The sequence below is a fragment of the Lacticaseibacillus parahuelsenbergensis genome, from assembly GCF_030770265.1.
GTDB lineage: Bacteria > Bacillota > Bacilli > Lactobacillales > Lactobacillaceae > Lacticaseibacillus > Lacticaseibacillus casei.
Genome location: NZ_CP132482.1, coordinates 1 through 24,509, shown reverse-complemented (window position 1 = coordinate 24,509; position 24,509 = coordinate 1). Strand labels below are relative to the sequence as shown.

Annotated in this window: 24 protein-coding genes and 1 pseudogene; 2 read left to right on the top strand and 23 right to left on the bottom strand. The window is 47.6% G+C overall.

The genetic code is table 11. The features are described from left to right. The first annotated feature begins 145 nt into the window (after positions 1-145). The gene (locus LACPH_RS00125) at positions 146-1,402 is read left to right on the top strand and encodes a cell wall hydrolase P40 (protein ID WP_274784080.1); all 1,257 of its coding nucleotides are present in this window, start codon (positions 146-148) and stop codon (positions 1,400-1,402) included. Between the two features lie 196 nt (positions 1,403-1,598). Here the strand turns inward: LACPH_RS00125 and LACPH_RS00120 are convergent, their stop codons facing one another. From LACPH_RS00120 to LACPH_RS00060, 13 genes and pseudogenes are all read right to left on the bottom strand, one after another. Next, complete coding sequence (locus LACPH_RS00120) at positions 1,599-2,708, bottom strand: NAD(P)/FAD-dependent oxidoreductase (RefSeq protein ID WP_274784079.1); 1,110 nt, start codon at positions 2,706-2,708, stop codon at positions 1,599-1,601. 16 nt (positions 2,709-2,724) lie between these two features. Beyond that, positions 2,725-3,798, bottom strand: coding sequence for an ammonium transporter family protein (locus tag LACPH_RS00115; RefSeq protein WP_274784078.1), 1,074 nt, complete (start codon positions 3,796-3,798; stop codon positions 2,725-2,727). Between the two features lie 268 nt (positions 3,799-4,066). Next, positions 4,067-4,555: pseudogene (locus tag LACPH_RS00110) on the bottom strand (cysteine peptidase family C39 domain-containing protein); the annotation flags it as partial. A gap of 39 nt (positions 4,556-4,594) precedes the next feature. Further along, positions 4,595-5,281, bottom strand: coding sequence for a rhomboid family intramembrane serine protease (locus tag LACPH_RS00105; RefSeq protein ID WP_070650999.1), 687 nt, complete (start codon positions 5,279-5,281; stop codon positions 4,595-4,597). A 156-nt stretch (positions 5,282-5,437) separates the two neighbouring features. Further along, on the bottom strand, positions 5,438-5,653 hold the full coding sequence (locus LACPH_RS00100) for a hypothetical protein (protein ID WP_070651002.1): 216 nt from the start codon (positions 5,651-5,653) through the stop codon (positions 5,438-5,440). Between the two features lie 42 nt (positions 5,654-5,695). Beyond that, positions 5,696-5,899 (bottom strand): hypothetical protein, encoded by a 204-nt coding sequence (locus LACPH_RS00095; RefSeq protein ID WP_274784077.1) that lies wholly within the window; start codon positions 5,897-5,899, stop codon positions 5,696-5,698. A gap of 187 nt (positions 5,900-6,086) precedes the next feature. Next, positions 6,087-6,383, bottom strand: coding sequence for a bacteriocin immunity protein (locus tag LACPH_RS00090; RefSeq protein ID WP_274784076.1), 297 nt, complete (start codon positions 6,381-6,383; stop codon positions 6,087-6,089). A gap of 99 nt (positions 6,384-6,482) precedes the next feature. Further along, positions 6,483-6,692: a leucocin A/sakacin P family class II bacteriocin gene (locus LACPH_RS00085; protein WP_274784075.1), complete on the bottom strand. Its 210-nt coding sequence runs from the start codon at positions 6,690-6,692 to the stop codon at positions 6,483-6,485. 1,493 nt (positions 6,693-8,185) lie between these two features. After that, complete coding sequence (locus LACPH_RS00080) at positions 8,186-8,401, bottom strand: Blp family class II bacteriocin (protein WP_049171988.1); 216 nt, start codon at positions 8,399-8,401, stop codon at positions 8,186-8,188. A gap of 182 nt (positions 8,402-8,583) precedes the next feature. Then, a complete protein-coding gene (locus LACPH_RS00075; RefSeq protein WP_274784074.1) occupies positions 8,584-8,802 on the bottom strand; it encodes a Blp family class II bacteriocin in 219 nt (72 codons plus the stop codon). Positions 8,803-9,251: 449 nt separating this feature from the next. Then, complete coding sequence (locus LACPH_RS00070) at positions 9,252-9,446, bottom strand: hypothetical protein (RefSeq protein WP_010490250.1); 195 nt, start codon at positions 9,444-9,446, stop codon at positions 9,252-9,254. A gap of 232 nt (positions 9,447-9,678) precedes the next feature. Continuing rightward, positions 9,679-10,698, bottom strand: a complete 1,020-nt coding sequence (gene cydB / locus LACPH_RS00065; RefSeq protein ID WP_010490252.1) for a cytochrome d ubiquinol oxidase subunit II — start codon at positions 10,696-10,698, stop codon at positions 9,679-9,681. Beyond that, complete coding sequence (locus tag LACPH_RS00060; RefSeq protein ID WP_070651037.1) at positions 10,691-12,169, bottom strand: cytochrome ubiquinol oxidase subunit I; 1,479 nt, start codon at positions 12,167-12,169, stop codon at positions 10,691-10,693. Before LACPH_RS00060 ends, cydB begins: the two co-directional genes overlap by 8 nt. Before the next feature lie 357 nt (positions 12,170-12,526). On the opposite strand from LACPH_RS00060, the gene LACPH_RS00055 reads away from it, so the two are divergent. Continuing rightward, entirely contained in the window at positions 12,527-13,033 is a 507-nt protein-coding gene (locus LACPH_RS00055) for a type 1 glutamine amidotransferase domain-containing protein (protein ID WP_025013654.1), read from the top strand. Positions 13,034-13,112: 79 nt separating this feature from the next. On the opposite strand, the gene rpsR is transcribed toward LACPH_RS00055, so the two are convergent. From rpsR to dnaA, 10 genes are all read right to left on the bottom strand, one after another. Continuing rightward, entirely contained in the window at positions 13,113-13,349 is a 237-nt protein-coding gene (gene rpsR / locus LACPH_RS00050) for a 30S ribosomal protein S18 (protein ID WP_003568467.1), read from the bottom strand. 89 nt (positions 13,350-13,438) lie between these two features. Beyond that, the gene (gene ssb / locus LACPH_RS00045) at positions 13,439-14,032 is read right to left on the bottom strand and encodes a single-stranded DNA-binding protein (RefSeq protein WP_010490295.1); all 594 of its coding nucleotides are present in this window, start codon (positions 14,030-14,032) and stop codon (positions 13,439-13,441) included. A gap of 29 nt (positions 14,033-14,061) precedes the next feature. After that, on the bottom strand, positions 14,062-14,358 hold the full coding sequence (gene rpsF, locus LACPH_RS00040; protein WP_010490297.1) for a 30S ribosomal protein S6: 297 nt from the start codon (positions 14,356-14,358) through the stop codon (positions 14,062-14,064). Between the two features lie 126 nt (positions 14,359-14,484). Beyond that, positions 14,485-14,916, bottom strand: coding sequence for a single-stranded DNA-binding protein (ssb, locus tag LACPH_RS00035; protein WP_087911228.1), 432 nt, complete (start codon positions 14,914-14,916; stop codon positions 14,485-14,487). A 171-nt stretch (positions 14,917-15,087) separates the two neighbouring features. Next, complete coding sequence (gyrA, locus tag LACPH_RS00030; protein WP_274784073.1) at positions 15,088-17,712, bottom strand: DNA gyrase subunit A; 2,625 nt, start codon at positions 17,710-17,712, stop codon at positions 15,088-15,090. Positions 17,713-17,777: 65 nt separating this feature from the next. After that, positions 17,778-19,739 carry a DNA topoisomerase (ATP-hydrolyzing) subunit B gene (gene gyrB / locus LACPH_RS00025; protein WP_087911226.1) on the bottom strand — a complete coding sequence of 654 codons (1,962 nt, stop codon included), beginning with the start codon at positions 19,737-19,739 and terminating at the stop codon, positions 17,778-17,780. A 41-nt stretch (positions 19,740-19,780) separates the two neighbouring features. Beyond that, positions 19,781-20,899 (bottom strand): DNA replication/repair protein RecF, encoded by a 1,119-nt coding sequence (recF, locus tag LACPH_RS00020; RefSeq protein ID WP_274784072.1) that lies wholly within the window; start codon positions 20,897-20,899, stop codon positions 19,781-19,783. Continuing rightward, positions 20,896-21,108, bottom strand: coding sequence for a S4 domain-containing protein YaaA (yaaA, locus tag LACPH_RS00015; RefSeq protein WP_047106738.1), 213 nt, complete (start codon positions 21,106-21,108; stop codon positions 20,896-20,898). The genes recF and yaaA overlap by 4 nt, the downstream gene beginning before the upstream one ends. A 738-nt stretch (positions 21,109-21,846) precedes the next feature. Beyond that, positions 21,847-22,986, bottom strand: a complete 1,140-nt coding sequence (gene dnaN, locus LACPH_RS00010) for a DNA polymerase III subunit beta (RefSeq protein WP_010490312.1) — start codon at positions 22,984-22,986, stop codon at positions 21,847-21,849. A 173-nt stretch (positions 22,987-23,159) separates the two neighbouring features. Next, positions 23,160-24,509: a chromosomal replication initiator protein DnaA gene (gene dnaA / locus LACPH_RS00005; RefSeq protein ID WP_047106740.1), complete on the bottom strand. Its 1,350-nt coding sequence runs from the start codon at positions 24,507-24,509 to the stop codon at positions 23,160-23,162.

The following is a 24,509-nucleotide window of genomic DNA, read 5'->3' as shown; positions in this document are numbered from 1 at the left end:
CCAAAAATGCCGAATAAAAACCCAAAATCACGTAAATTTGACCGCCAGATGAAGATTGAGAACAACTCCTAACAGTTCTGTAATGGTGACGTAACATTGACACAGTAAAGTAGCCTTTAGTTAATCAATTAAGGGTGAGGTCAAAATGAAATTCAATAAAGCTATGATTACATTGGTTGCCGCAGTTACCTTAGCAGGTACTGCCAGCGCCGTTACACCGGTTTTCGCTGACACAAGTGCCAGCATCGCTTCTAACAAAAGCGAAACGAACGATTTATTAAAACAAATCGAAGCAGCCAACACTGAGGTCATCAATCTTAACAAACAGATTGACGATAAGAATTCGCAAATCAGTGATGCCACAGCCAAGATCAGTGCAACCGATGCCCAGATCAAATCATTGAGCGGCCAAATCACGGCTGCCCAAAAGAATGTGACGGCACGGAAGAACAACTTGAAGGATCAGTTGATTTCCCTTCAAAAGAAGGCTGGCAGCTCGGTTAGCGGTAATGTCTACATTGACTTCGTGTTGAACTCACAAAGTCTTTCAGACCTGATCGCCCGCACCATGACCGTTGGCAAACTCAGCCAAGCCAGCAAAGAAGCTTTGGACGCTGTGACTGTTGCCAAGGATAAACTGGCAGCATTGAAGAACCAACAGGAAACAGCGCGTCAGACGTTGGTTTCAACCAAGTCATCGCTTGAAACCCAGAAGTCTCAGTTGGTTACCTTGCAAAAGACAGCTAGCGACAAGCAAGATGCCTTGAACAAGCAAATCAATGACCACCGTGACGAATTAGTTGCTTTGCAAAGCCAGTTCGCACAGGAACAGGAAAAGACCGCTGCGGCAACCCAGGCTGCTTTGAAGACGGTCGCTGCATCAACCGGTTCTGCATCAAGCAAGAGTGCCGACAGCAGCAGTTCAACAACTAAGGCTGCTTCAAGCCAAAGCACCCTCTCCACAACCAGCACCTCTTCCAACAGCGGTGCCTCATCATCCGTCATCAGCAACACCACCGCTTCAGGTAGCGGCAGCCACGCTGATTACAGTACTTCAGGCAACACTTATCCTTGGGGTCAGTGCACCTGGTATGTTAAGTCTGTCGCTTCATGGGCAGGCAATGGCTGGGGCAACGGCGCTGAATGGGGCGCTTCCGCTGCAGCTGCAGGCTTCACGGTTAACCACACACCAGCAGCCGGCTCAATCATTGTCTTCGCTGCTGGCCAATCAGTTGGCGGCCAATGGACTGCTGATGGTCAATATGGTCACGTTGCTTACGTTCAATCTGTTTCCGGCGATAGCGTCACCATCACTCAAGGCGGCATGGGCTTCAGCTCACCAACCGGCCCGAACACCCAGACCATCTCTGGCGCAAGCAGCTACACTTATATCCACCGGTAATTTTACCCACCCTTAATCACGTCTTGGAATCCCATCTTCAGATCCCAACCTAAAAATACCGCGGGAACCAAAAGAGGCCTTCGAATCTATGCAAGTGCATAGGTCCGGAGGCTTCTTTTTATGGTTGTTGTGGGCATTGCATTGCCGCGTCTTCAGCGCAACAGGCAATGCAACGACGCGGCAGGTGCGTTAAATCCTAGCAATCGCACGCCACATCGCATGTGTCGCAATCGTCAAGATAGAAACTGTTGGCACGACTCACCGTTACAAAATCGCCAATGTCCCATTTTTCCCGTGCGGCTATTTCATTCACGATGACACCAAACCGTTGGCGAAACTTGTAAATGTAGCAGAAGATCGCGTCTTGGTGGCGAACGTCCGGACCGACAACAAACACGTTTTTGGCGCGGGTCGATTCATCAACGTCACTTAACTTGATTTCGCCATCAGCACTTTCGAAAAGTTCCGGCCATAATTTTAGCGGGCCCGGTTTGAATCCCGTGCACAAGATCGGTTTGTATGGCGTCGTGATGGTGCGGCCGTCGGTAAACCACAGCTGATACTGCGCTGGAGAATCGCTGGTCACCGTTTTTAAGGTTGCATTTTGTTGTAAGGTGATCCGATCCGCAACTGCTGGCGGCAAATCCAGGAACCGGCGCCGGGTATACGGAGCTAGACGGATACTGGGATCAGGTGAAGCTGCATTTAAGCCGGTTGATTCCGTGATCATCAAAACTTTATGTCCGAGCGTGGCCAGATTGATCGCAGCATCCACGCCGCTTTCATTGCCACCGATGACAATTTGGGTTTCCCCTGGCAAATCCTGCCAAGAATGCACCTGCTGATAGTGAATGACATTTTCAGGGTGATCGGTTAACTTCGGAAAAGCAAATTGCCCGACCGCCATAATCAGATATTTACTTTCAACGACACCATGATCGGTCTCAATGATATAGCTGTCGGCGTTGGCCGTAATGGCGCCAACACGTGTATGTTCGGCAATCGGTAACGTATAAGTCTCTGCCACCAGCTTCAAATAATCGGCAAACTGAGGCCCGCTAAGATGTTCGGTTCCCAGCGTATATGCCGGCGACGTCTCCATGGTAACGGCATTTAAGTCCGGCATACCGAAACCATTACTGGTAAATGATGGCGTGATGAATCGGGTTTCTTTAGGCCAGTTGCGAAAACTTTCGCCAATCTCACCTTGCTCCAGAATCTGAAATTGCTGACAACCTAATTGTTTCAAGATGACGCCGACGCCAATTCCCGCTGCCCCGCCACCAATAATCGTGATTTGATTCATGTTTTTATCTCCTTAGTCAATCCAGACGCTTACTGTCACGCACCGTTAAGCGATTCAGGCCGGTTTCACTCACATGCGCCGTAGCCTGAGCCAAAATGGTGCCGACAACGGTCAAACCGACCGCCAACAAGACCGCCAAAAGCTCCACGCCGGCAAAACGGACACCATCTTGACGCATCACCATTCGCGCCACAATCAGCCCGATAACGCCAGTCAATCCGCCAACCGCATTAATCGCAAAAGAATCAACTGCATCGTAGAATCTTTTAGCATGTTGCATCTGCACGACCGCCGTCTGACATAACCCGCCGGAAACAACGGCGACTACGGCCATGGTGCCTGCGCCGACATAGCCGACCAAAGCCGTACTCGTCACCAATCCGCATAAAATGCCATTCAGTAAGTCACCTAAGCTCACCGATTGCGTTTGCCAATACGTCAACCAGCACCAGCCGGCAATCGCCGCCAAAACCGCAATGAGCGTTTTGACCAGCACCTGCAAAGCCTGGGCATTCAGGCCACCCACCGGCGCTAAATTAAAGCCCAACCAGCCCACCAGTATCATGATCGTTGCGGCGTAATCTGTACGAAAATCATTCGCCACAACCGCCTCACGACTGCGGGTCAACGATTTTGCCAAGACAAGACTGGTCAGCCCCGCCGTCAGATGCACGACAATACCGCCGGAAAAATCCAGTGCACCCAGTCGCTGCAACCAACCACCATCCGACCATAGCCAATGCGCGAGTGGGCAGTAAACCAACGCCGTCCAAACCGGCACAAAAATCACCAAGTAACGGCCATGTTTAAAACCAACAACGGTCCCGATCAACATGGCGATCGCATATAAGTAAAAATCCATCTGCACCAAGCCACCCAGCAAATCCGCAAAACGATTAACCTGTAACAGATTGGTGCCAAACGCCAGGTAATTCCCAAACACCAACCAGCAGCCGATCGCCATCATCAACGCAACGCTCATGGTTAAAAGTGCGGGCTGCTGCCGGGAGCGAGGTAACATACCCACGTATAACAGCGGTACGCTAAAGATCATTGGCAGCATGATCAGGAAACAGACAAGTGCAAACATAAATGACCCCCTTGTGAACTTTCGTCAGCCTGGGCATCAGGCTGAGCAAGCGTTAGTGACCCTTTGCTATTCAGTTGTGAATGATCGCTTCTACCTATAGATATGCGGTCAGTATGTGATGCTTTTTTGAAACTACCTACCTCGCTTTCTAAAACGTAACCATTACGATTAAGAAGCGACTGTTACCTTATCATTTGTTGGTTAGTGGTGTCAACTGATATTTTTGGCAAAAAAAGACGACACTTGGAAAAAGTGTCGTCTTAATGCCAAATAAGCCATTCTTACGCTCCTTTTGTGGCTGATAAGCGGGCTTTGGTGCAATAAAGATGGCCACGCCGGACCACTCTTTTTCAAATCGTTCCCGTGATAGCCAGGTCATGCCTTCTGAAGGGTCAGGATCCCCAATTAAAATGCGTTTCTTCGTTGCCTTGAAAACTACGTAATAATGGAGTAGCTCCCCGTTCTTTAACACATGCGCAATAAACGGATAAGGAACGTCCTCAAGATCAAACAAGCTCATGTCCGTTTTTATTGGACTGGTCTCAAAGTCTAAGTTTTCCGCGGCTCGAACAATGCCTAATGCTGTCGTTCCTTCTTGGTCGGTTTTCGCTAATTGTCTTAATCGGGCGAGCGAATAGTCTGACTTGTTATATCTCAGTAACATATTGAGCGCAGCAACACCGCAGTCACGTTCATCAATCTGTGGTGAATAGTATCGTTTGTAACGACTGGCGAATCCATATTTAATATTAAGCATAGAGTTTCCCTTAATTTCTAGCGCGGCAGCGTCAATTGGTTAGTTGATCGATTTAGGTCTAAAGAATGGAATCTTTTTCCAATTTCTTAAGATCAAAATTATGAATGTGCAAAGGAGACCGGCAAGGACACCACACAAATGCGCAATTTGTGTCATGATCTCGACGTCTGAAGCACTTGCGTTAGGAATAATTCCAAAAATGAAACACCAAAAAACTCCAAATAAAACAATTTTTGAAATTAAGGAAAAGACTGGTTTTTTTATTAAATATGCTAATACAACCAATGGAAATAAAGCATATACTGACAATGATGCACCATTAAACGTATAAACATAGAGGCCAATTCCGAAAGATGTTTGAATGTACCCCCCAAACACAAAACAAAATAGAAGGGTCGCAATCCAACTAGAGACAAAGAAGCTGGTTACAAGAGCTATACTTCCGATTTTCCATTCTATGAAAGGCCCCAAAATAATAATCGGAAGAATGTTTATCAATAGATGGTTCAATTCTGCATGATAAATGGAACCTGTTACGATGTACCAAAGTTCTCCTCGTAGAATTGAGGGAATATTCCCAACAAAATTAGAAGACGGAATTAAGAATGTATTCGTCAAAATCAGAAATAGCCAATAGAAGAATAGAAGCATACAGCAAATAAAGAGCGTTCCTTTGGCTGCAGAAAATATTGCAAGTAGATTGGCCTTCTTCAATTTCAAAAGCATATGGTTAAACCTCTTTCTCTTTTAGGCACTGTTGTAATGTTAGTGACAAACAATTTGCTCACAAGTTGGCAAAAAGGCGGATTTGGTCAGATCCGCCTTTTTGAAATACGTAGACTTTATTTTCCCCTTAAACTACAACTTATCGACGCGCAGATTTTAGTTTATTGCGTAATGACGACCAGCACGACGAGATTTTCTTGGACCTGAGTGATAGGTTGGTCCTTTCGGGCCAGGGAGATCGGAAATTTTAAACGTAAACCCGATGCCTCCACCTCCGGCGTTGGGAATTCGTTTACCTCCAGTAGTCACCTGAAGTTCATCGTTGGCAAGAAAGGCAAGGCTTCCAAAATCATTTGCTTTAGCTTTAAACATACGAAACCTCCGTTTTTTCAGTAATGACAGACATCAGTATATCTAAATATCCTGCGGGATCGGTTTAACAATGGGGATCGGATATCTTTTACCGTGCTTGGGGCGCTCAACTGGTGGAACGTGAACCAAATTTGACTTTTTAGATGCTTGTGCAGCATTAAGAAAGTCTTCGTTAGTGCCGCCTTTGATCTTTTCGAGGATGCTTGCATCTAGCTTCATGGCGCGAATAGCATTCGTTGTGTTCATGTAGTTGTTTCCTCCATGAGTCTTCTCTGTTAGTGCATAAATGAATGCGCTCAATAGAGTGAAAGCGGTGTCGGTTCTGATTAGTATCCGTCGCAAATATCTGCTAATGCCGTTCATCAGATAGCTAGGAATACCTTGTGGTTTTGATCAGGACAAAAAGTCACCATTGTAGTTTCCAATGTCATCTTCAATAGCCATATCTGATATTTGACAGTGAAGAAAGTTGTCCAATTTTGTCAGATTGCAGCTTGGTCAATGTAATCCTATCTCTTATTAAGACATTAGAAATTTCCAGATTCATACGACTTAAAATAAGTGGAACAGCGGCTTGTTTTTGAATTAGGGCTTCACGATAACTCCTCAATACTTGCTGAAGAGACTCGCTTTGTGGATTGTTCTTCAAGTCAAGAAGCAGTTGATCAATGATATATGTTGCCTTTTTGGCCCGATCATTACCGCCAGAGTACCATTTTAAAATACCCATAATTTCACCCCATGAACGTTGCGCCTTTAGATCTATGCAATCACAGAACCTTGAGCTTTTCAGAATGAGCGTATTAGCGCTGGTTTCTTTGTACCAATATTACTTGATGCCAGAATTCCAACCGGCTTGACCGCCCGTAAACCAGTTTGCTGCCATATTGTTTCCGATGCTGTTGATAGCTTCTCTCCAGTTTACGTAGCACTTTTTCTTGGTGCAATAAACACCATTACCATAGTATTTACCGCCTCCACCCCCGGTGACCTTAGAAATTTCAGCATTTGATAAAGGTGCAATTGTTTCTTTGAACATACTTTTCCTTCTCATACAGTTGCGATAGTGACAACAAAAAGCTTTTTAAGTGGAAAACGTCTCTCTAAAGACAAATTAACAAATGGCACGCGATCCTGTCAACGTTTTTTCACTGTTTTTTGTCTTTATTATTGGGTTGTATAGTAATTAGTGCTTGAGTTATTACCTAAATATTTCTTTTTACTTATAGGTAAAAATAATCAGTTTATTATATTAGAAATTAACAGTTAAAAATTAACAAATAGTGAGGTTTGGATTGCATAACACGCTATACTTCACATAAATTATGTAGAAAGCCGTTTAGTCATAAGCAACTCAATAACTAAGTTAATGTGTGTTGATTACAAATTAATTGATCTCGACTAAAGTAGCGCAGTTGAGCTTCTTCGAATCTCCGCGTTGGGCTACAGTATGATCAGCGGACAAAAAAGTTAATCGAATGGAACCAGCTAGCTCTCTTCGTGTCAATGACCTGTTGTAAGACATTGAGGCGGGTTTGGTCGTGGTAATCAGGAAGTTTTTAGATCAACTCAGCGGCTCTTACGCTCTGCTAGGGTGAGTAGCGCCGGTTCGTTGAGGACGCCGTTTGCCTTTCATCAGATCGCCTTCCCAATCCCAAAGGTTTTACGTTCATTCACCGCTTGCGGCCGCTGTTCGATGGAAGTTCCTGCAAGGAGTTTGTTCCCGCGGTCATGGGTCATGGTGACGGCTTATGTGTTTGATATGGTGGTGGAGCTTCTCGGGTTAGCCGTCTTGTCCAAGAGCAAGAGCCCGCGGTCGAGGTAACGATAAACGGTCTGCGTTGAAGGACAGGCACGGGAGAGGTAGAGACGCTTAATTAGATGACAGTAACCATCGATTCTTTGCAGGCGAAGCTTGGTCTTTTTGACTTTGGCCGTGAGCCAGTGACGAAGAAGTGCTAGCGCCCCTTCTAGTAGTCGTGTTAGCAACGCTGCTTATGTAGAATCTGCGAAGTATCAGCGAAGTATACCTCGTAAGACAGGTAGTTCAACCTTAGTTGACGGATCTTACCACGACCAAGTTCCCGACTGATGGTACTCGGCGATCGGTGATGACGATCGACAATCCTTCTAGTAGAAAAGGCTTTCGTACGATAAAGCCCCTCAATGACGCCGACGATCTTCAGCCGTGAATTAAGTGTAACGTCGAGTGCTGTTAAACTTGTATTGAGTCATGAAGATATCACATTTCTTGTTGTTTTGACGCTTCAAGGATAGGTTTTTATGGCCTGTTTTGTTAAACCATTCCCAGTAGATTGGTCTACTTCAGCCGATGTTGCACTTCGATTTTAAATCCGGTAAAAATTTATAATTCCTTATAGGTCAAAAAACAGTCTCCTCAGTTCGGTGCATGAGAAGGCTGCTTTTGCAAGAATACTAGAGTATCTTTTGACCAGTTTTAGACATCAATTTATTTTAACGTCTAAGACAATTGAGGCTTATCAAAACAGGATACGTATTAGCCATTGGGAATTAGCAGCCTACGGAATATCCACTTAGAATACCACCGAGTGTCCCGTAAAGACCACCGAGAGTGATGCCTGCCGGACCAAATCCACTTAAAGCCGATGCTCCGTTCAAACCACCAATAGTTCCACCGCCAACAAGCCCCAAAAAGCACTTACCGACATCACGACCTCCAACAATTTTTTGCATTTCAAGTTCACTTAACTTTCTTATTTCGTTCATGTTCATCCTCCGTTGCAAAACTCTTCACAGAAAAATACTTCACCATCATTTCTGCGAGCGTAACAATTATCCAAAAAAGCGGAATTATTGTTAACACATTCAACATGGCCCGCCCGAATGTATCACCGACCAACAATCTAACAAGGACATTGGCTAATCCGGTACAGATCCAAAAAAGAAGCTTAAAAACAAGTTTGCGAAGCACCGGCGATAGCGCCCCCAATACCCCCTAAAATGCCTAATCCTCCAATAACATACACATTTTTAGTTTTTGCACCTAACCCTGCTCCTGTTAGGATACCCCCAACACCGCCGCCAACGGTTCCGGCAAGGCATTTCCCTGCATCCCCACCAACAATTAACTGCAACTCATTTGTACTCAAAATATCTAAGTTATTCATGTATATGCTCCTTTTTAACTGAATGACATGTGGCTCTCACGAAAATAATTGACAATGCTATAAAGATCATCAAAAACTTTCATGGAAAAACTGTACTTGTTTTTGCAAAGTCGACTTTACTTTTTTAGTATAACTACAGATTCAAATTTTTTGTCATAAAAAAAATAAACGTCGACTTTTGGCCAATTAACGTCGTTTTACTCAATATTTTTGACTCAAATGAACCTTTTTACGACATCAGCACTTGTATTAAGGCAACATCTTAGATTTTACTTTTGGCCGAAATCATTCAACCTCAAAAACTTAGCTAGTACATATGAACAAGCAGCTCACGTCGACTGATGATAACTCACTATGCGTCGCGCAACTTATACGTAAAAAAAGACACCCGAAGCCCCACACAATCACTGTGGAAGTTTCAAGTGTCCTTACGCCGTACGAAACTTTTCTCAAGCCTTCTGCCGGCCATATCCCTTTAAGGTTGCCCGAATCGCGAATCCCAAAGCGATGAGCGCAATGGTGTACAAAGCGACATTGCCGTAAAACTTACTGATCGGGTTCCAGAATACCGGCCAGAAGACTTGGTAGAGCCAGAAGCCAACGACTAGCAGGCCCCAGAAAATATTGATCCAGATTTTTTTCATAGTACACACTCCCTTTTGCTGAGCGTGAGCTGGCGCGTTCAGGAGCCGGAGTATAAGTGGCCTTGGGCGAGATGGTCGGGCTTTGACCATTGCGACCAAGGTTCTTATACACAGGCTCCTGCGCCAGCGAACGCGTTATGCCGAGCGTGAACCGGCGCGTTTAGGAGCCGGAGTATAAGTGACCTTGGGCGTCCTTATATGCAGGCTCCTGCGCCGGTGAACGCGCTATAGCCTAAATCATTGGCGATGCCGGTGCGTTGTAATACTTATTGATCAGGTGATAGGCGGTTGCCTGTAAGCCGACCATCAAGATGATCGTGAAGCCAAACAGCCATGCGGTCCAAAGTAGTGAAACCGGGCCGCTTGTTGCGGTTAAGGCGGTGACTGAGGTGCCTCGCGCCCGGCCGACAATCAGCGTTGGAAAGACGCCGAGGAAAATGGTGTAAATGAAGCTGGCCATCGTGCCGACACTGAGCCAGAACGTCACACGCGGATGGTGGTTGGCAATGGACCAAGTTTCAACCCCAAGAAACGCGACCAACAAGATCAGCAGTAACGAGACGATGACGGGTCGATTGGTGAAGAACCGGGTATAGAACGGCAACAGGACGGCAAACAGGACAACCGCCGCATAAAGTGCCCAGGTTGTGCGTTTCAGGGCCACGGTTAATTGCTCAGCGACATTCGCACTAACTTTTTTAATCACTCGGGTTAAGCCGACATTCAGACTCAGCAACACCGCTAAAATACCGCCTAAGATGCTGAACGGTGTCAGGATGTCACCCATGCTGGCATAGACAAACCCATTACGAATCGGCACGCCGCTGACCGTGGAGCTAAAGACGATGCCGAGCAGGAACGGTGGCATCAGACTGCCGATAAACAACGCCCAGTCCCAGAACTGATTATAGTGTCGGCTATGCCATTGATTGCGATAATCAAACGCGACGCCGCGGAAAATCAAGAAGAACAGCATCAGGAAAATCAACGGATAATAGCCGGAGGTCAACGCCGAATACCAGCCAGGATATGCGGCAAACATGACGGCAAATGCAGTAACGGCCCAGGTTTCATTGCCGCCCCACACCGGTCCGGTTACTTTCATAATCTGTTGCCGCCGTGACAAATCATCGCCCACAAAGAACGTTGCCATTCCAGCACCAAAATCGGCGCCATCAAGGACGAAGAACAACATCAGCTCGGTAGAAATGATGCCGAGGAAAATGACTTGCAAATTGGAAAGACTAGGCATGGCTGAACGCCTCCTTTGCAAACGGATCTGGAATGGTCCGGTCTTCCGGATAATCGCCGGTAATCTGTGGCAGACCACGGGTGACGGTACGATGCGAGATATAAATCATGGTGCTTACCAAGAAGACGTCAGCAATGAAGAACAATGCGAGACTCGTCCCCGCCTCCGTCGCCGTCAAACTTGGCGAAACCGCATCATACTGTGTCAATAAGCCGTAGACAACAAACGGATAGCGACCGACTTCAGCAACAATCCAGCCTGAAGTAAACGTCAGGTACGGAAGCCATAACGTCCAGCCCAACGTCCGCAGCGTCTTTGGATGCTCCTCAATCGTTGACTCACGCCGATGCAGCATAATGGTTGCAAACAACGCGAACATGGTGAAGAAGTAGCCTGCATAAACCATCAGATGCATGGTCCAGAATAGCAGCGTTACTGGCGGATAGTAATTCATCTGGCCGTCATAGGATTTGGCAACTGTCTTATCAAACTTCGCATGATACATTTTGGCCACTTGATTCATGCCAGGCATCGCACCGGTAAACGTGTTTTTACCAAAATACGTGCCCATGTTCGGAATCGAAATGGCTTTGGTCGTGTGATCCTTTTCATTGATCAACGCAGCCATTGCCCAAGGCGCACCGGTTGTGGCACTCCCTTCCAAATCATAGCGTCCTTCAATTGCCGTGAACTTCATCGGCTGCAGTGCGGCAGTTGCGGCACCTTGATCGTCACCTTGTGCAGGCTGTAGGAAGGCCGCTGGCAACGCGATCAGTAAGCCGATTTGAACGGCAATTTTAAACGCTGCCGTATCGCGCTTATGCAGAATCTGCCAGGCCGAGATGCCGGCTGTCACAAACCCGCCGGTGATCAGAATTGCAAATAAAACGTGTAAAAATTCCGGCCGGTACTGTGGATTCTGTAACAACGTAATCAAACTGTCCAAACGGGCACGGCCGTTTTCCAAGTGGAAGCCATAGGGATTTTGCATAAAGGCGTTAATCGCAATAATCCAAACGACGGAAAACAGTGATGCCCCCAACATCCCAACGCCTAGCCAAGCGTGGGCGCGTTTTGGCAATTTACCCCAAGTAAACCGCCACAAACCGATGATAGTCGATTCAATGAAGAACGAAATCATACTTTCAATGGCTAACGGTACACCAGAAACATCGCCCATCAAGCGGGTAAAGGCCGACCAGTTCATGCCGAATTGAAATTCCATGATCAACCCGGTGACAACCCCGGTGCCAAAACTGAAGAAGAAGATGCGGCTAAAGAATAGCGTTAAACGGCCGTATTTTTCAGTGTCGCCCCGACCATAGGCATATAAAAATTCAAAAATCATGGTCGTCAGCAACATCCCGATGGTGGTTGTCACAAATAGAAAGTGCGTGATGGCGGTCACCGCAAACTGCATTCGCGATAAGTTCGTTACAGCCAACGGGATCGCGGCTAATGTGAGCCCCATTTTGATCACCTCTGATAATCAAACCCCTGATATAAGTTCGTTTTGCTCTTCTGATCATCGTCATTGTAAAACAAAATCAAAATTTGATATAACGATAAGCTTGTGATTTTGTTCGCATTAGCTAACGTTAACATAAGCTACTAATCAGCGGGTTAACACGCTTCCGTTTGTTTGCCAAAATAACGAGGAACTGCTGTTAATATGACTCTGATACGGCCGCTCATTTTCTTGAAACTTATAGAGTTGTTCATCCATAATCCTGGATAGTTCACACAAAATTAGGATTTTAATCCTTTGCATCAACACTTTTAAACCGTTAAACTAGAATAGTAATACATGCTGAAAGGGGCTTTTAAAATGGCAAAAATTGCTGTTCTGGTTACCGATAACTTCGAGGATGCGGAATTAACCTCACCCGTCAAAGCGTTAAAGGATCAGGGCCATGACGTCACTTTGATTGAAACGCAAGCTGGGAAGCAAATTACCGGTAAACATGGCGCAACGGCAACGATCGACACCACGATTACCGATGTGAAACCAGATGATTTTGATGGCTTGTTGCTTCCAGGCGGCTTTTCGCCAGATGAACTTCGGGCTGACGATCGCTTTGTTAATTTCGTCAAAGCCTTCCTGTTGGCCGACAAGCCAGTCTTTGCGATCTGCCACGGGCCGCAATTCTTCATCCAGACAGGCTTGACCAAGGGCCGCACCATGACCGCCTACACAACGGTTCGCCCGGATCTTTATTATGCAGGGGCCATCGTTAAAAATGAACCGGTCGTCGTTGATCATAACTTGGTGACAAGCCGGACACCTGATGACTTGCCGGAATTCAATAAGGCAATGTTGGCGCAATTAAAGTAATTAACGGTGCTGACTGACGAGCACAAAAAAAGGATGTTTCTGCCGCGATTAGCAGAAACATCCTTTTTAAATACCGATATTAGTCTTCCGAAACAAACGGCAGAAGACCCATAATCCGCGCTCGCTTGATTGCGATCGTCAGCTTACGTTGGTTCTTAGCGCTGGTGCCGGTTACCCGACGTGGCAAAATCTTGCCTCGTTCTGAGATAAACCGATCCAACAAGTTCGTGTCTTTATAATCGATGTATTCGATGTGGTTAGCGGCGATGAAGTCGACTTTACGACGACGACGGCCACCACGGCGTTGTTGTGCCATGAGAATTCCTCCTTCTCTATCAAAGATTCCAAGTCGACATTGCTTCCTTACGAACCAATGTCTTCGCTAAGCATGACCTTAGTCACACATTAGAATGGCAGATCATCATCGGAAATATCGATCGGTTTACCATTATTGGCAAAAGGATCGGGATTAGCAGCATTGCCATTGTTGCCTTGGCTTTGACCTGCTGCCGGGTTTTGGCCCGGATTCGATGATGGTGCATTGTTCGGGGCGCTTTGGGAACCAAAGCTAGGTGGGTTTTGCGGCTGCTGGTTATTACCAAACTGCTGCCCACCGCCATAATTCTGGTTGCCTTGGCCAGCGGGATTCGCAGGTTCGGACGGCCGTTGTTGTGTCGTTGCCCGTGATTCCAGCAATGCAAAGTTCTCAACGACGACTTCGGTCACATAGACTTTCTGCCCTTGCGCATTATCGTAAGAACGCGTCTGAATGTGTCCTTCAATCCCGACCAGTGAGCCTTTCTTGGTGAAGTTTGCGAAATTCTCCGCTGACTTACGCCAGATCACACAATTGATAAAGTCGGTTTCCCGTTCACCGTTTGCACTGCGGAACTGGCGATCAACGGCCAAAGTGAATGAACCGACAGCTGTACCGCTTTGCGTATAGCGCAAGTCAACATCTCTGGTTAAACGACCTGTCAATGCAACACTGTTAAGCATGCCGTAGCGCCCCTTTCAAAAAGTTACAATTAGTCTTCTCGCTTCACGATCATGTGACGCAGAATATCATTATTGATCTTGGCAAGACGGTCAAATTCATTGATCGCTTTGTCATCTTCTGCGGACAAGTTCACGATATGATAGAGACCTTCGTTATACTTGTTGATCTCATATGCGAGCTTACGCTTTTGCCAATCCTTGGAATCAATGATGCTGGCACCATTTTCCTTCAAAATATTGTCAAAACGTTCAACCAAATCAGTCTTTGCAGCATCGTCTAAATCAGGACGAATGATGTAAGTTACTTCATACTTGGTTTCAGCCATGACGATTCACCTCCTTATGGACTTTAGGCCCCGGTCGTTTGCCGGAGCAAGGAGTAATAAGGCTACAAAAATAGCCGGATACTCACGAAGTAAAATTGTAGCATAGATTCGCTCCGAATACTACTGCTAAAATGGTAAATCATCTGTCGCCAGCTCCGGTGAGGCGGACGAATCGCCCACTGGCATGCCATCAGTGCCGGTTGCCTGCAATGTGCCGGTCCGCCGACTTTCGGTCATCGCCCGCGACTCCAACCACGCAAAATTATCAACCACCACCGACGTCCGCCACCGCTGTTCACCTTGTTTATTTTCAAAATGGTTGTTACTGATGCGCCCGGCAACGCCAATGAGCGACCCCTTCGTTGTTGAGCTGGCAAACGTCAACGCCCGTTTGCCAAAAATCACGCACTCGATAAAATCCGTTTCGCGTTGTCCGGTTTTGTTCTTAAAAACCCGATCCACAGCCAACGTAAAACGAACCAGCTCCAGATCGGCTGCTGTTTTAAACACCTCTGGTTCCTTCGTCAGCCGACCGGTTAAACTCACACAATTTAGCATATGCCATCCTCCATCTCATCGCGCTATTTTCGCTGTCGGCTATACATTACGCAAAAAGTTTCGCACTTGATGGCATGTTCCCTTATTTTTGCGACGAAAATAAAATACCGCTCAATCCACCCATCATCTGGGCAGGATTGAACGGTATTCTTCATAATGACTCAGGCGTGTTTAGTCTTCGTCATCGCTATTAGCATCAGATGCAGGCTGATCTGTCTCAGCGCGATCCAGCAGTTTGTTGACCTGCTCATCGGCGTTGCCTGCGTATTGCCCGTCAACTGGTTGCTGCTTTGAATCAGGATCAGTCGGTCCAGCTTGCGGATCGGTTGGCTGGTCTGGCTTGTTGCCATCTTCCGGATCATCGGTTTCCGGTTCAACCTTGGCCATCGTTGCGACCTTGGCATCATCGTCTACCCGAATTAACCGGACACCCAGCGTTGCGCGGCCTGTCTGCGAGACGCTTTGGATATTGAAGCGAATCATGACGCCAGAATCGGTCATGACCAGAATATCCTCAGTCCCGTCAACGGTCGTCACACCGGCAAGTGGGCCGTTCTTTTCAGTAATGTTAGCAGTCTTGATACCTTTACCGCCACGGCCCTTGATTGGGTATTCCTTCGCGGCAGTGCGCTTCCCGTAACCCTTTTCGGAAATCACGAAGACTTCGGAATCCGGTTTGAGAATGTCGGAACCGACAACGTAATCATGGTCACGCAAGCGAATGCCACGGACCCCTGTCGCTGATCGACCCATCGAGCGCACGTCCTGTTCCTTGAAGGCCACACTGTAACCCAGATGCGTGCCGATCAGGATATTATCCTGACCTGATGTCAAAATGACATTATTGAGTTCGTCGTGGTCCTTCAGATTCAACGCGATCAGGCCATTGCTGCGAATGTTGGCAAACTCTTTGACCGGCGTGCGTTTAACGACACCCTTTTGCGTGACGAAGAACAGGTATCGGTCATCTTTTTGATCTTCGTGGACGTTGATGACGGTTTGAATCTTTTCGCCAGCGCCGACACCAAGCAGGTTGATGATCGGAATGCCTTTTGCCGTTCGGCTGTATTCCGGAATTTCGTAGCCTTTACTACGATAGACCTTCCCTTTGTTGGTGAAGAATAGCAGCACGTCATGAGTTGAGGTTGAGATCAGACGTTCAACAAAGTCGTCATCATGAACGTTCATGCCTTGAATCCCGCGGCCGCCACGATTTTGCGCCTTAAACTCGCTGGTTGCCAGGCGTTTGACGTACCCGTTATGGCTCAACGTGATCACGACATCTTCCTGTTCGATCAGATCTTCATCTTCAAGGCTCAACACTTCGCCGACTAATAGCTCTGTCCGCCGCTTGTCGCCGAATTTCTTTTGAATATCCAGCAATTCATCGTAAATGATCTGGTGAACCCGTTCAGGTTTGGCAAGAATATCGGTGTAATCCGCAATTGCTGCTTCAACATCTTTATATTCGTTTTCAACCTTGTCGCGTTCCAGGCCGGTCAGGCGAACCAGCCGCATGTCCAAAATGGCTTGGCTTTGCTTGTCAGACAAATTGAACTTGTCCATCAAGATGACTTTGGCCTTGTCTCCGGTTTCGGAACTGCGGATGATCGTGATGATTTCGTCAATATGATCAAGCGCAATCCGCAAGCCTTCGAGAATATGCTCGCGGGCTTTGGCTTTCTTCAGTTCATATTGTGTCCGCCGCCGAATGACATTTTCCTGATGATCCAGGTAATATTGCAGGATCTGTTTTAAGCTCAACAGCTTCGGCGCACCGTTGACAATTGCGACCATGTTAAATGAAAAACCGGTCTGCAACGGTGTTAGCTTGTACAGATTGTTCAGGATCACCGAAGCACTGGCATCCCGCCGGACATCAATGACGATCCGCATCCCGTCACGGTCAGATTCATCCCGCAACGTGACAATACCATCGATCTTCTTTTCGTGAACCAGATCCGCAATCCGTTCCACCATTTTAGCCTTATTGACCATATACGGAATCTCAGTGATGACGATTCGTTCGCGGCCGGATTTTTCTGTCTGAACATCGACTTTCCCGCGCAGCACGATGGTTCCACGGCCGGTTTCATACGCATGGCGAATGCCCGACTTGCCCATGACCACACCGCCTGTCGGAAAATCAGGTCCCGGCAGCGCCTGCATTAAGTCAGCGGTGGTCGCATCCGGATTGTCCATCAGCACGTGCAAAGCGGAAATGGTTTCAGACAGATTATGCGGGGGAATATTGGTCGTCATCCCCACCGCAATCCCGGTAGCGCCGTTCACCAGTAAGTTTGGGAACCGTGCCGGCAAAACAACCGGCTCTTTTTCCGTACCATCATAGTTGTCCTGAAAATCAATCGTGTCTTTATTGATATCGCGCAACATTTCAACGGCGATTTTACTCATTCGGGCTTCGGTATACCGCATCGCAGCGGCACCGTCACCGTCGACCGACCCAAAATTCCCGTGGCCATCAACCAGCATATATCGGTAGCTGAAATCCTGCGCCATCCGCACGAGTCCTTCATAAATCGAGCTGTCACCATGCGGATGGTATTTCCCCATGACATCCCCGACAATCCGCGCACTCTTCTTATACGGCTTATCCGGCGTCACTCCGAGTTCATTCATACCATACAGAATCCGTCGTTGAACCGGCTTGAGGCCATCGCGGACGTCAGGCAAAGCCCGCGCCACAATGACACTCATCGCGTATTCAAGGAATGATTTACGCATTGTTTCGCCGAGATTCACATTCGTAATCCGGCTTTCTTGGCGATCATCCATTAAGCGAAAAGTCTCCTCTCAAAAGTTCTCATATCCGACCGGTTTGCTATCCGTCAATCGGTCAATTACACATCAATATTATTCGGGTCAACGAAGACCGCGTTTTCTTCAATGAATTTCCGCCGCGGTTCAACATGGTCGCCCATCAGCATTTCAAAAATGCCATCGGCTTCTTCCGCGTCTTTTGGCGATACCCGTAACAGGCGCCGCGTATCCGGATCCATGGTCGTCTCCCAAAGCTGACTGGCATCCATTTCGCCCAGTCCTTTGTACCGCTGAATATCCGGCTTCGGACTCGGTGGCAGTTGCCCCAGAATATCTTGCAGCTCTTCATCGGAATCGATATAGCGCATCATCTTGCCCTGCCGCAAGCGATACAACGGCGGCTGCGCGATATATACGTAGCCGGCATCAAGCACTGGCCGCATGTAACGATAAATCAACGTCAGTAACAAGGTGCGGATATGCGCCCCATCGACATCGGCATCGGTCATGATAATCAGCTTGTGATACCGCGCTTTGCTGATGTCAAAATCCTGACCGAATCCGGTGCCCATCGCAGTAAACAGCGTGCGGATTTCTTCATTGGCCAAAATCCGTTCCATCGACGCCTTTTCAACATTCAGAATCTTCCCGCGAATCGGCAAGATTGCCTGCGTCAAACGGCTACGACCGGATTTAGCCGAACCACCGGCAGAATCCCCTTCGACAATGAACAATTCCGAAATTTCCGGATCCTTACTGGTATTGTCCGCCAGTTTGCCGGGCAAGTTAGAGATTTCCAAGCCACTCTTTTTGCGGGTGACTTCGCGGGCGCGTTTGGCAGCGAGACGGGCTTTGCTGGCAAGCATCGCTTTATCAATGATCAACTTGCCATCAGCCGGGTGTTCCATCAGAAACTTGTTAAAATGATCGGAAAATGTCCGGTCCACGACCGTCCGCGCATCCGAGTTGCCCAACTTAGTCTTGGTCTGCCCTTCAAACTGCGGATCAGGATGCTTGACTGAGACAACTGCCGTTAATCCTTCGCGAACATCGTCACCGCTAAGTGGATCATCGCTGTCCTTCAGTGCTCCGGAACGCCGGGCATAATCGTTGATGACGCGGGTCAGTGCCGTTTTAAACCCGGTTTCATGCGTCCCGCCTTCATACGTGTGGATATTATTGGCGAATGTCAGCAAGGTGCTGTGATAGTCGTTGGTGTACTGCAACGCCACTTCCACCGTGATGCCTTTATCCTGACCTTCCACATAAATCGGCTCCTGCAGCAGGTTTTCCTTTTTCTCCGTCAAAAAGTCGACGTAGGATTTCAGCCCGCCTTCATAGTGAAAGACCAGCTTCTCGTGGGTGGCTGCGCGCTTATCGGTAAACGTCAGCTTGAGGCCCTTGTTCAGGAACGCTAACTCGCGAATCCGCGTGGTCAACACTTTATCGTCAAATGTGGTTGTTTCGGTGAAAATATCCGGATCTGGCAGGAAATGAACTTTGGTCCCGTGTTCATGTTCCGGCGCAGTGCCGATCACCTTCATCGGGGTATTAACCTTACCGCGAACAAAATCAATGTAATACCGCTTGCCGCCGCGGCTAACCGTCACGTCCAGATTCGTCGACAAGGCGTTGACAACAGAAGCGCCGACACCGTGCAACCCGCCGGACACCTTATACCCGCCACCGCCGAATTTACCGCCGGCATGCAACACCGTATAAACAGTCTCCAGTGCCGGTCGACCAGTTTTCGCCTGGATATCCACCGGAATCCCGCGACCATTATCTGTCACGGTGACACTATTATCCGGATTGACTTCGACTTCGATTTGAGTCGCAAACCCAGCCAACGCTTCATCAATCCCGTTATCGATAATTTCCCAAACCAAATGATGCAGGCCTTGGCTGCTTGTGGAGCCAATATACATCCCTGGCCGCTTCCGAACCGCTTCCAGACCTGAAAGCACTTGAATTTGGCTGGCATCATATTCTGCTGCCAGCTCTTCTTTCTTCTCTTCGGCCGATTCTTTCTTGTCCGTCACTGGTTATCCTCCTTAAAAACACGTTTCCCGATACAGCAAACCTACGCTTGTTTAGACAAAACCCCATCCTGCACCCGGAAAATGGCTGGTGCCGTGATGATTTCTTTTTGAATGCCATCCAGACTGGTAGTCGTCAGAAACGTCTGGACTTTGCTCTGGATGGCCTTGAGCAAGTGGGTCTGACGCATCGCATCAAGTTCAGACAAAACGTCATCCAGCAACAAAACCGGATACTCACCAGTCTGATCTTTCATTAAATCGATTTCTGCCAACTTGACCGCCAAAGCCGTGGTACGCTGCTGTCCCTGACTGCCAAAATCGGCAACATTCTTGTCATTCACAATGAAGGCAACATCATCGCGATGCGGCCCGACTAGGCTGGTTCCCTGTTCGATTTCGCGTGCCTGCTGTTTTGCAAACAACGCACCCAACGCCGCATAAGCCGCTTCACTATTTTGTTGCGCCTCCGCATCAACCTGGGTCTGATACGAAAAGCGCAACGTTTCGCGTCCTTTGGTAATATCCTGCTGAATCGCCGCAGCATAGCCCGACATGGTTTGCAATAACTCGGCACGCGCGGTAATCAACTCGGCCCCAAAGGCAGCTAGTGAATCCGTCAATACATCCAGATACACAAGATCTTTGGCCTGATGGTACTTCAGCTGCTTTAAGTAGGCATTGCGCTGCTTGAGGAACGTTTTGTATTGGCTCAGGTTATAGAGATATTTCGAGCTCATCTGGCCAAACTCCATGTCGATAAAACGACGCCGGCCAGCCGGGCTTCCCTTAACGATCGCCAAGTCCTCAGGGGCAAACAAAATGACATTGAAATGTCCTAAGTATTGCGACAGTTTCGATTGTTCGATCCGATCAATTCGGGCCCGCTTGCCTTGATGACTGATGACAAGCTCCAACTGATGGGTGCCGCTCTGCCGGGAAATCCGTCCGGAAACCCGCGCAAAATCGCTGCCAAATCGAATTAAATCTTTGTCACTATTGGTTCGGTGGCTGCGGGCCAATGCCAAGACGTAAATCGCTTCAAGCAAGTTGGTCTTGCCTTGCGCATTCTCGCCTATCAGGACATTGATTTCCGGAGAAAAAGCCGTATCGACAGTGGCATAATTGCGATAATTCTTTAACGTCAAATGATCCAGCTTCATGCGCTCACGATCACATAAGTCTGACCGGCAACTTCAATCTGATCATCCGGATATAATTTCCGGCCACGACGGTCTTCGGCTTCACCGTTAACGGTTACCGGATTCTCGCCTAGATACCACTTAGCTGCACCACCGCTATCAATGAGACCGGCTTCTTTCAGAAACTGACCCAATGTCAAAAATGCGGTCGTGATTTTGATGGTTGTCATCGTCGTCGCCCTCCAATCCGAAAAGTACCGGCAAATCGCATCAAATCGCGATTTGTCGCAGATGAACACATAACAATTATACCCTTTTGTACATTAAAAAACAATTCTAAACGGGCATTTAAGCGGCTCTGAGCCAATTTAACACCAAGACGCCCCCCTAGACTAAAAACCCTTAAAAAGCCCAAAAACAGCCAAATTTTCAATTCTACTGTTTTTAGTCTAGCCTAAAGCCATTTTTAAGGATGCTTAGTTATGGAGGGCTTGTTTATAAATGACGTAATGGCGGTGAACTTTGCTGAAAGAATGGGATAGATACAAACGTGTGTTCTGGCTGCATATGCGATAACGCTGAAGCCTACCGAATGATTGTTCAAAAAATTAGGCAATACGTTCTAAGCCGTGCCAAACTCCGCAATCTCCGGCCAGCTGGTGCTGGAACGCTGTGGGCACGACTTAGAGCCTCTGCAAAACCGGCAGAGTCTCTAAGCTCGGCCTTGATGTAGGCGGGGCAAAAAGCGCCCCACCAACATCAATTTCACAGCTGAGCCCCCTCTGGCCTCCGATTGCTCCGCCTTGGCACTCATATCTTAAATAATCCCACCAAATTACCTCAGGGAAACAAAAAGCAAACATACTCTCTCGTTATCGCAGAGCATGTTTGCTTTTTTTGCTGTGGCCATGAAGTATGACCCATCCACATCTTTTTATACTTAACACTTATGACTGTTGCTTCACGCTTTAGAACGTCCGCACCGGCGTAATGAGTTGGATGAACTTTTCCTTGTCTTCCGTCGGTACCAAGGTGAATGGGCGCAACGGGGCGGTGAAGTCAACTTCGATGGCGGTTTGGCCAAAGCCTTGGAGCGCGTCCTTCATGTAGTCAGGATTGAAGGAGATCTCGAGATCCTCGCCGGTCAACTTGTTAAAGGTGAGGACTTCTTCGACATTCCCGACATCAGGCGAATTGCCGTAAATCGTAGCTTTTTGATCCGCAATGTTGAGTACTAACCGAACCACGTTATTGCTGCTTGCGTGACTCAGCAAGCTAGCTCGCTGAATGGATGCCAACAGGACCGGCGCGTCGAATTCGACTTGCGTATTGCTCGATGTTGGAATCAGGCGACTGGTATCCGGGTAATTGCCTTCAAGCAACCGGGAATAAAAGGCAGTTTGACCGAAAACGAACAAAACCTGATTTTCGGCAATCCGGATTTCGATTTTTTCGACATCCTCGCTCAGCATCCGACTCAATTCGGTGAGGCTCTTACCGGGAATAATGATGTCGTAATTGGTGGTACTTGCACTCGGCAATGTCAGGGTTCGTTGCGCTAACCGATGCGAATCAGTCGCAACAGCCACCAACTGATCGCCCATAATCGTGAAATGCACACCCGTCAAAATCGGGCGACTTTCTTGATTAGAAACGGCGATAACTGTTTGATTGATCAACTGGCGCAGCACTTCAGCTGGGACGGTCAACGCTTCATCAGCGGTAATTTCCGGTAACCGGGGATAGTTATTAGCGTCTAGACCGTTAATCGTAAATTCGGAAGCACCAGAGGTAATGACAGTTTGAAAATTATCTTTGACTTCCAAGGTCATTTTGTCTTCCGGCAACCGCTTGACGATTTCACTAAAGAAACGTGCAGGTAACACGATTTCTCCGGTGCTGTCGATTTGAAGATCGTTGTTCTCATCAGCAATATTGATACGTGATTCGATCGAAATATCGGCATCACTACCGGTGAGCACCAGCCCCGTATCAGTGAGGACGATTTTTAAACCAGTCAGGATCGGAATCGTGGTTTTGGTTGAAATAGCCCGGGCAACGTCATTCAAGGTTTTCAAGAATGTGGATCGGGTAATCGTAAATTTCATAAGAGCCTCCCGTACGTTTATTTATATATATAATATAAAGCTTTTTAAGTAATAGTAATAGGCCGTGTTCAAACTGTGGAAAACTTTGAGAAACAACAGCCGGAAAAGTTATGCACCTGTGGATAAGTGCAAGGGACAAACTTGGCGGGTTTTCGCAGTTGTCCACAAGTGGATTATCCGCGATTTTTAAGAATATTTCGCAGTTCGACGACTTGGGCTTTAAGATCTTCATTCGTCGTCATTGCGGACATAATTTTTTCGTGCGCGTGGATGACCGTGGTGTGATCTTTACCGCCAATTTCTTGACCGATCTTCGGCAGACTATTGTCGGTCATTTCTCGCGCCAGATACATCGCGATCTGGCGGGGAATCACAATTTGCTTGACCCGTTTCTTACCTTTTAGATCCTGCACGGTGACCTGAAAATACTTGGCGACAGCGTCCAGTATCTGCGCAATGGTCAGTTGCCCGCTGCGATCATCGAGTTTGAGCGCCTTTAACGCATCGGCGGCCAGGCTGGTCGTGATATCTTCATTTTTCATAGTAGAAAAAGCCTGGACACGCACCAAAGCCCCTTCCAAATCACGGACGTTACTTTCGATTTGGCCGGCAATGTAGGAAAGCGTGTCATCGGGAATGCTGAGATCTTCGGCATCGGCTTTGTTGCGCAAGATGGCAATTCGGGTTTCAAGATCAGGCGGTGTCACGTCGACGGACAAGCCTTTGTTAAACCGCGACACCAGCCGTTCCTGCAGCTTAGGAATTTCGTTTGGCAGGCGATCGCTGGTGAGCACGATCTGCTTCATATTTTCGTACAGCGTATTGAACGTATGGAAGAATTCTTCCTGCGTAGCTTCTTTGTCGCCAAAAAACTGAATATCATCAACCAACAACAGGTCAACATTGCGATACTCCTGGCGAAATTGTTCCTGCTGTTTGGTTTGAATCGAGTTAATGAAGTCGTTGGCAAAATTCTCACTGGTGACATATTTAATGTTAGCTGCTGGATTATTTTCCAACACCAGGTTACCGATAGCTTGCATCAAGTGCGTCTTGCCCAAACCGACGCCACCATAAATAAACAGCGGATTATACGTCGTGCCGGGAGCTTCGGCAACCGCTAACGCCGCAGCATGCGCCATTTGGTTGCCTTTGCCGATCACGAACCGGTCAAACGTGTACTTCGGATTGAGATGTGTTTTCGCCTTAAAAGTCAGTTGTTGATCATCGTCATCGGTAGTTGGCTGTTGCTGATGCGTCGTGACCGGCTGTAACTCGTCTTTAGTCATGATCACCGGATCGACTTCCAGCTGCGCAAACTCGTAGACCCCTTCCACGACTTTGGTGACCAGATTTTTCTCCCAGTAAGCCTTATGCAACGATGCCGGAACTTCGATTTCGAGTTTATCTTTGGTTAATTTAACGGGTTTGGCCGTTTGAATCCATGTGCTGTAGCCGACTGGGGTCAACTCTTCACGGAATTTATCATTCAGGTAAGCCCAAAGCTCCTCTAAATTGGGCAT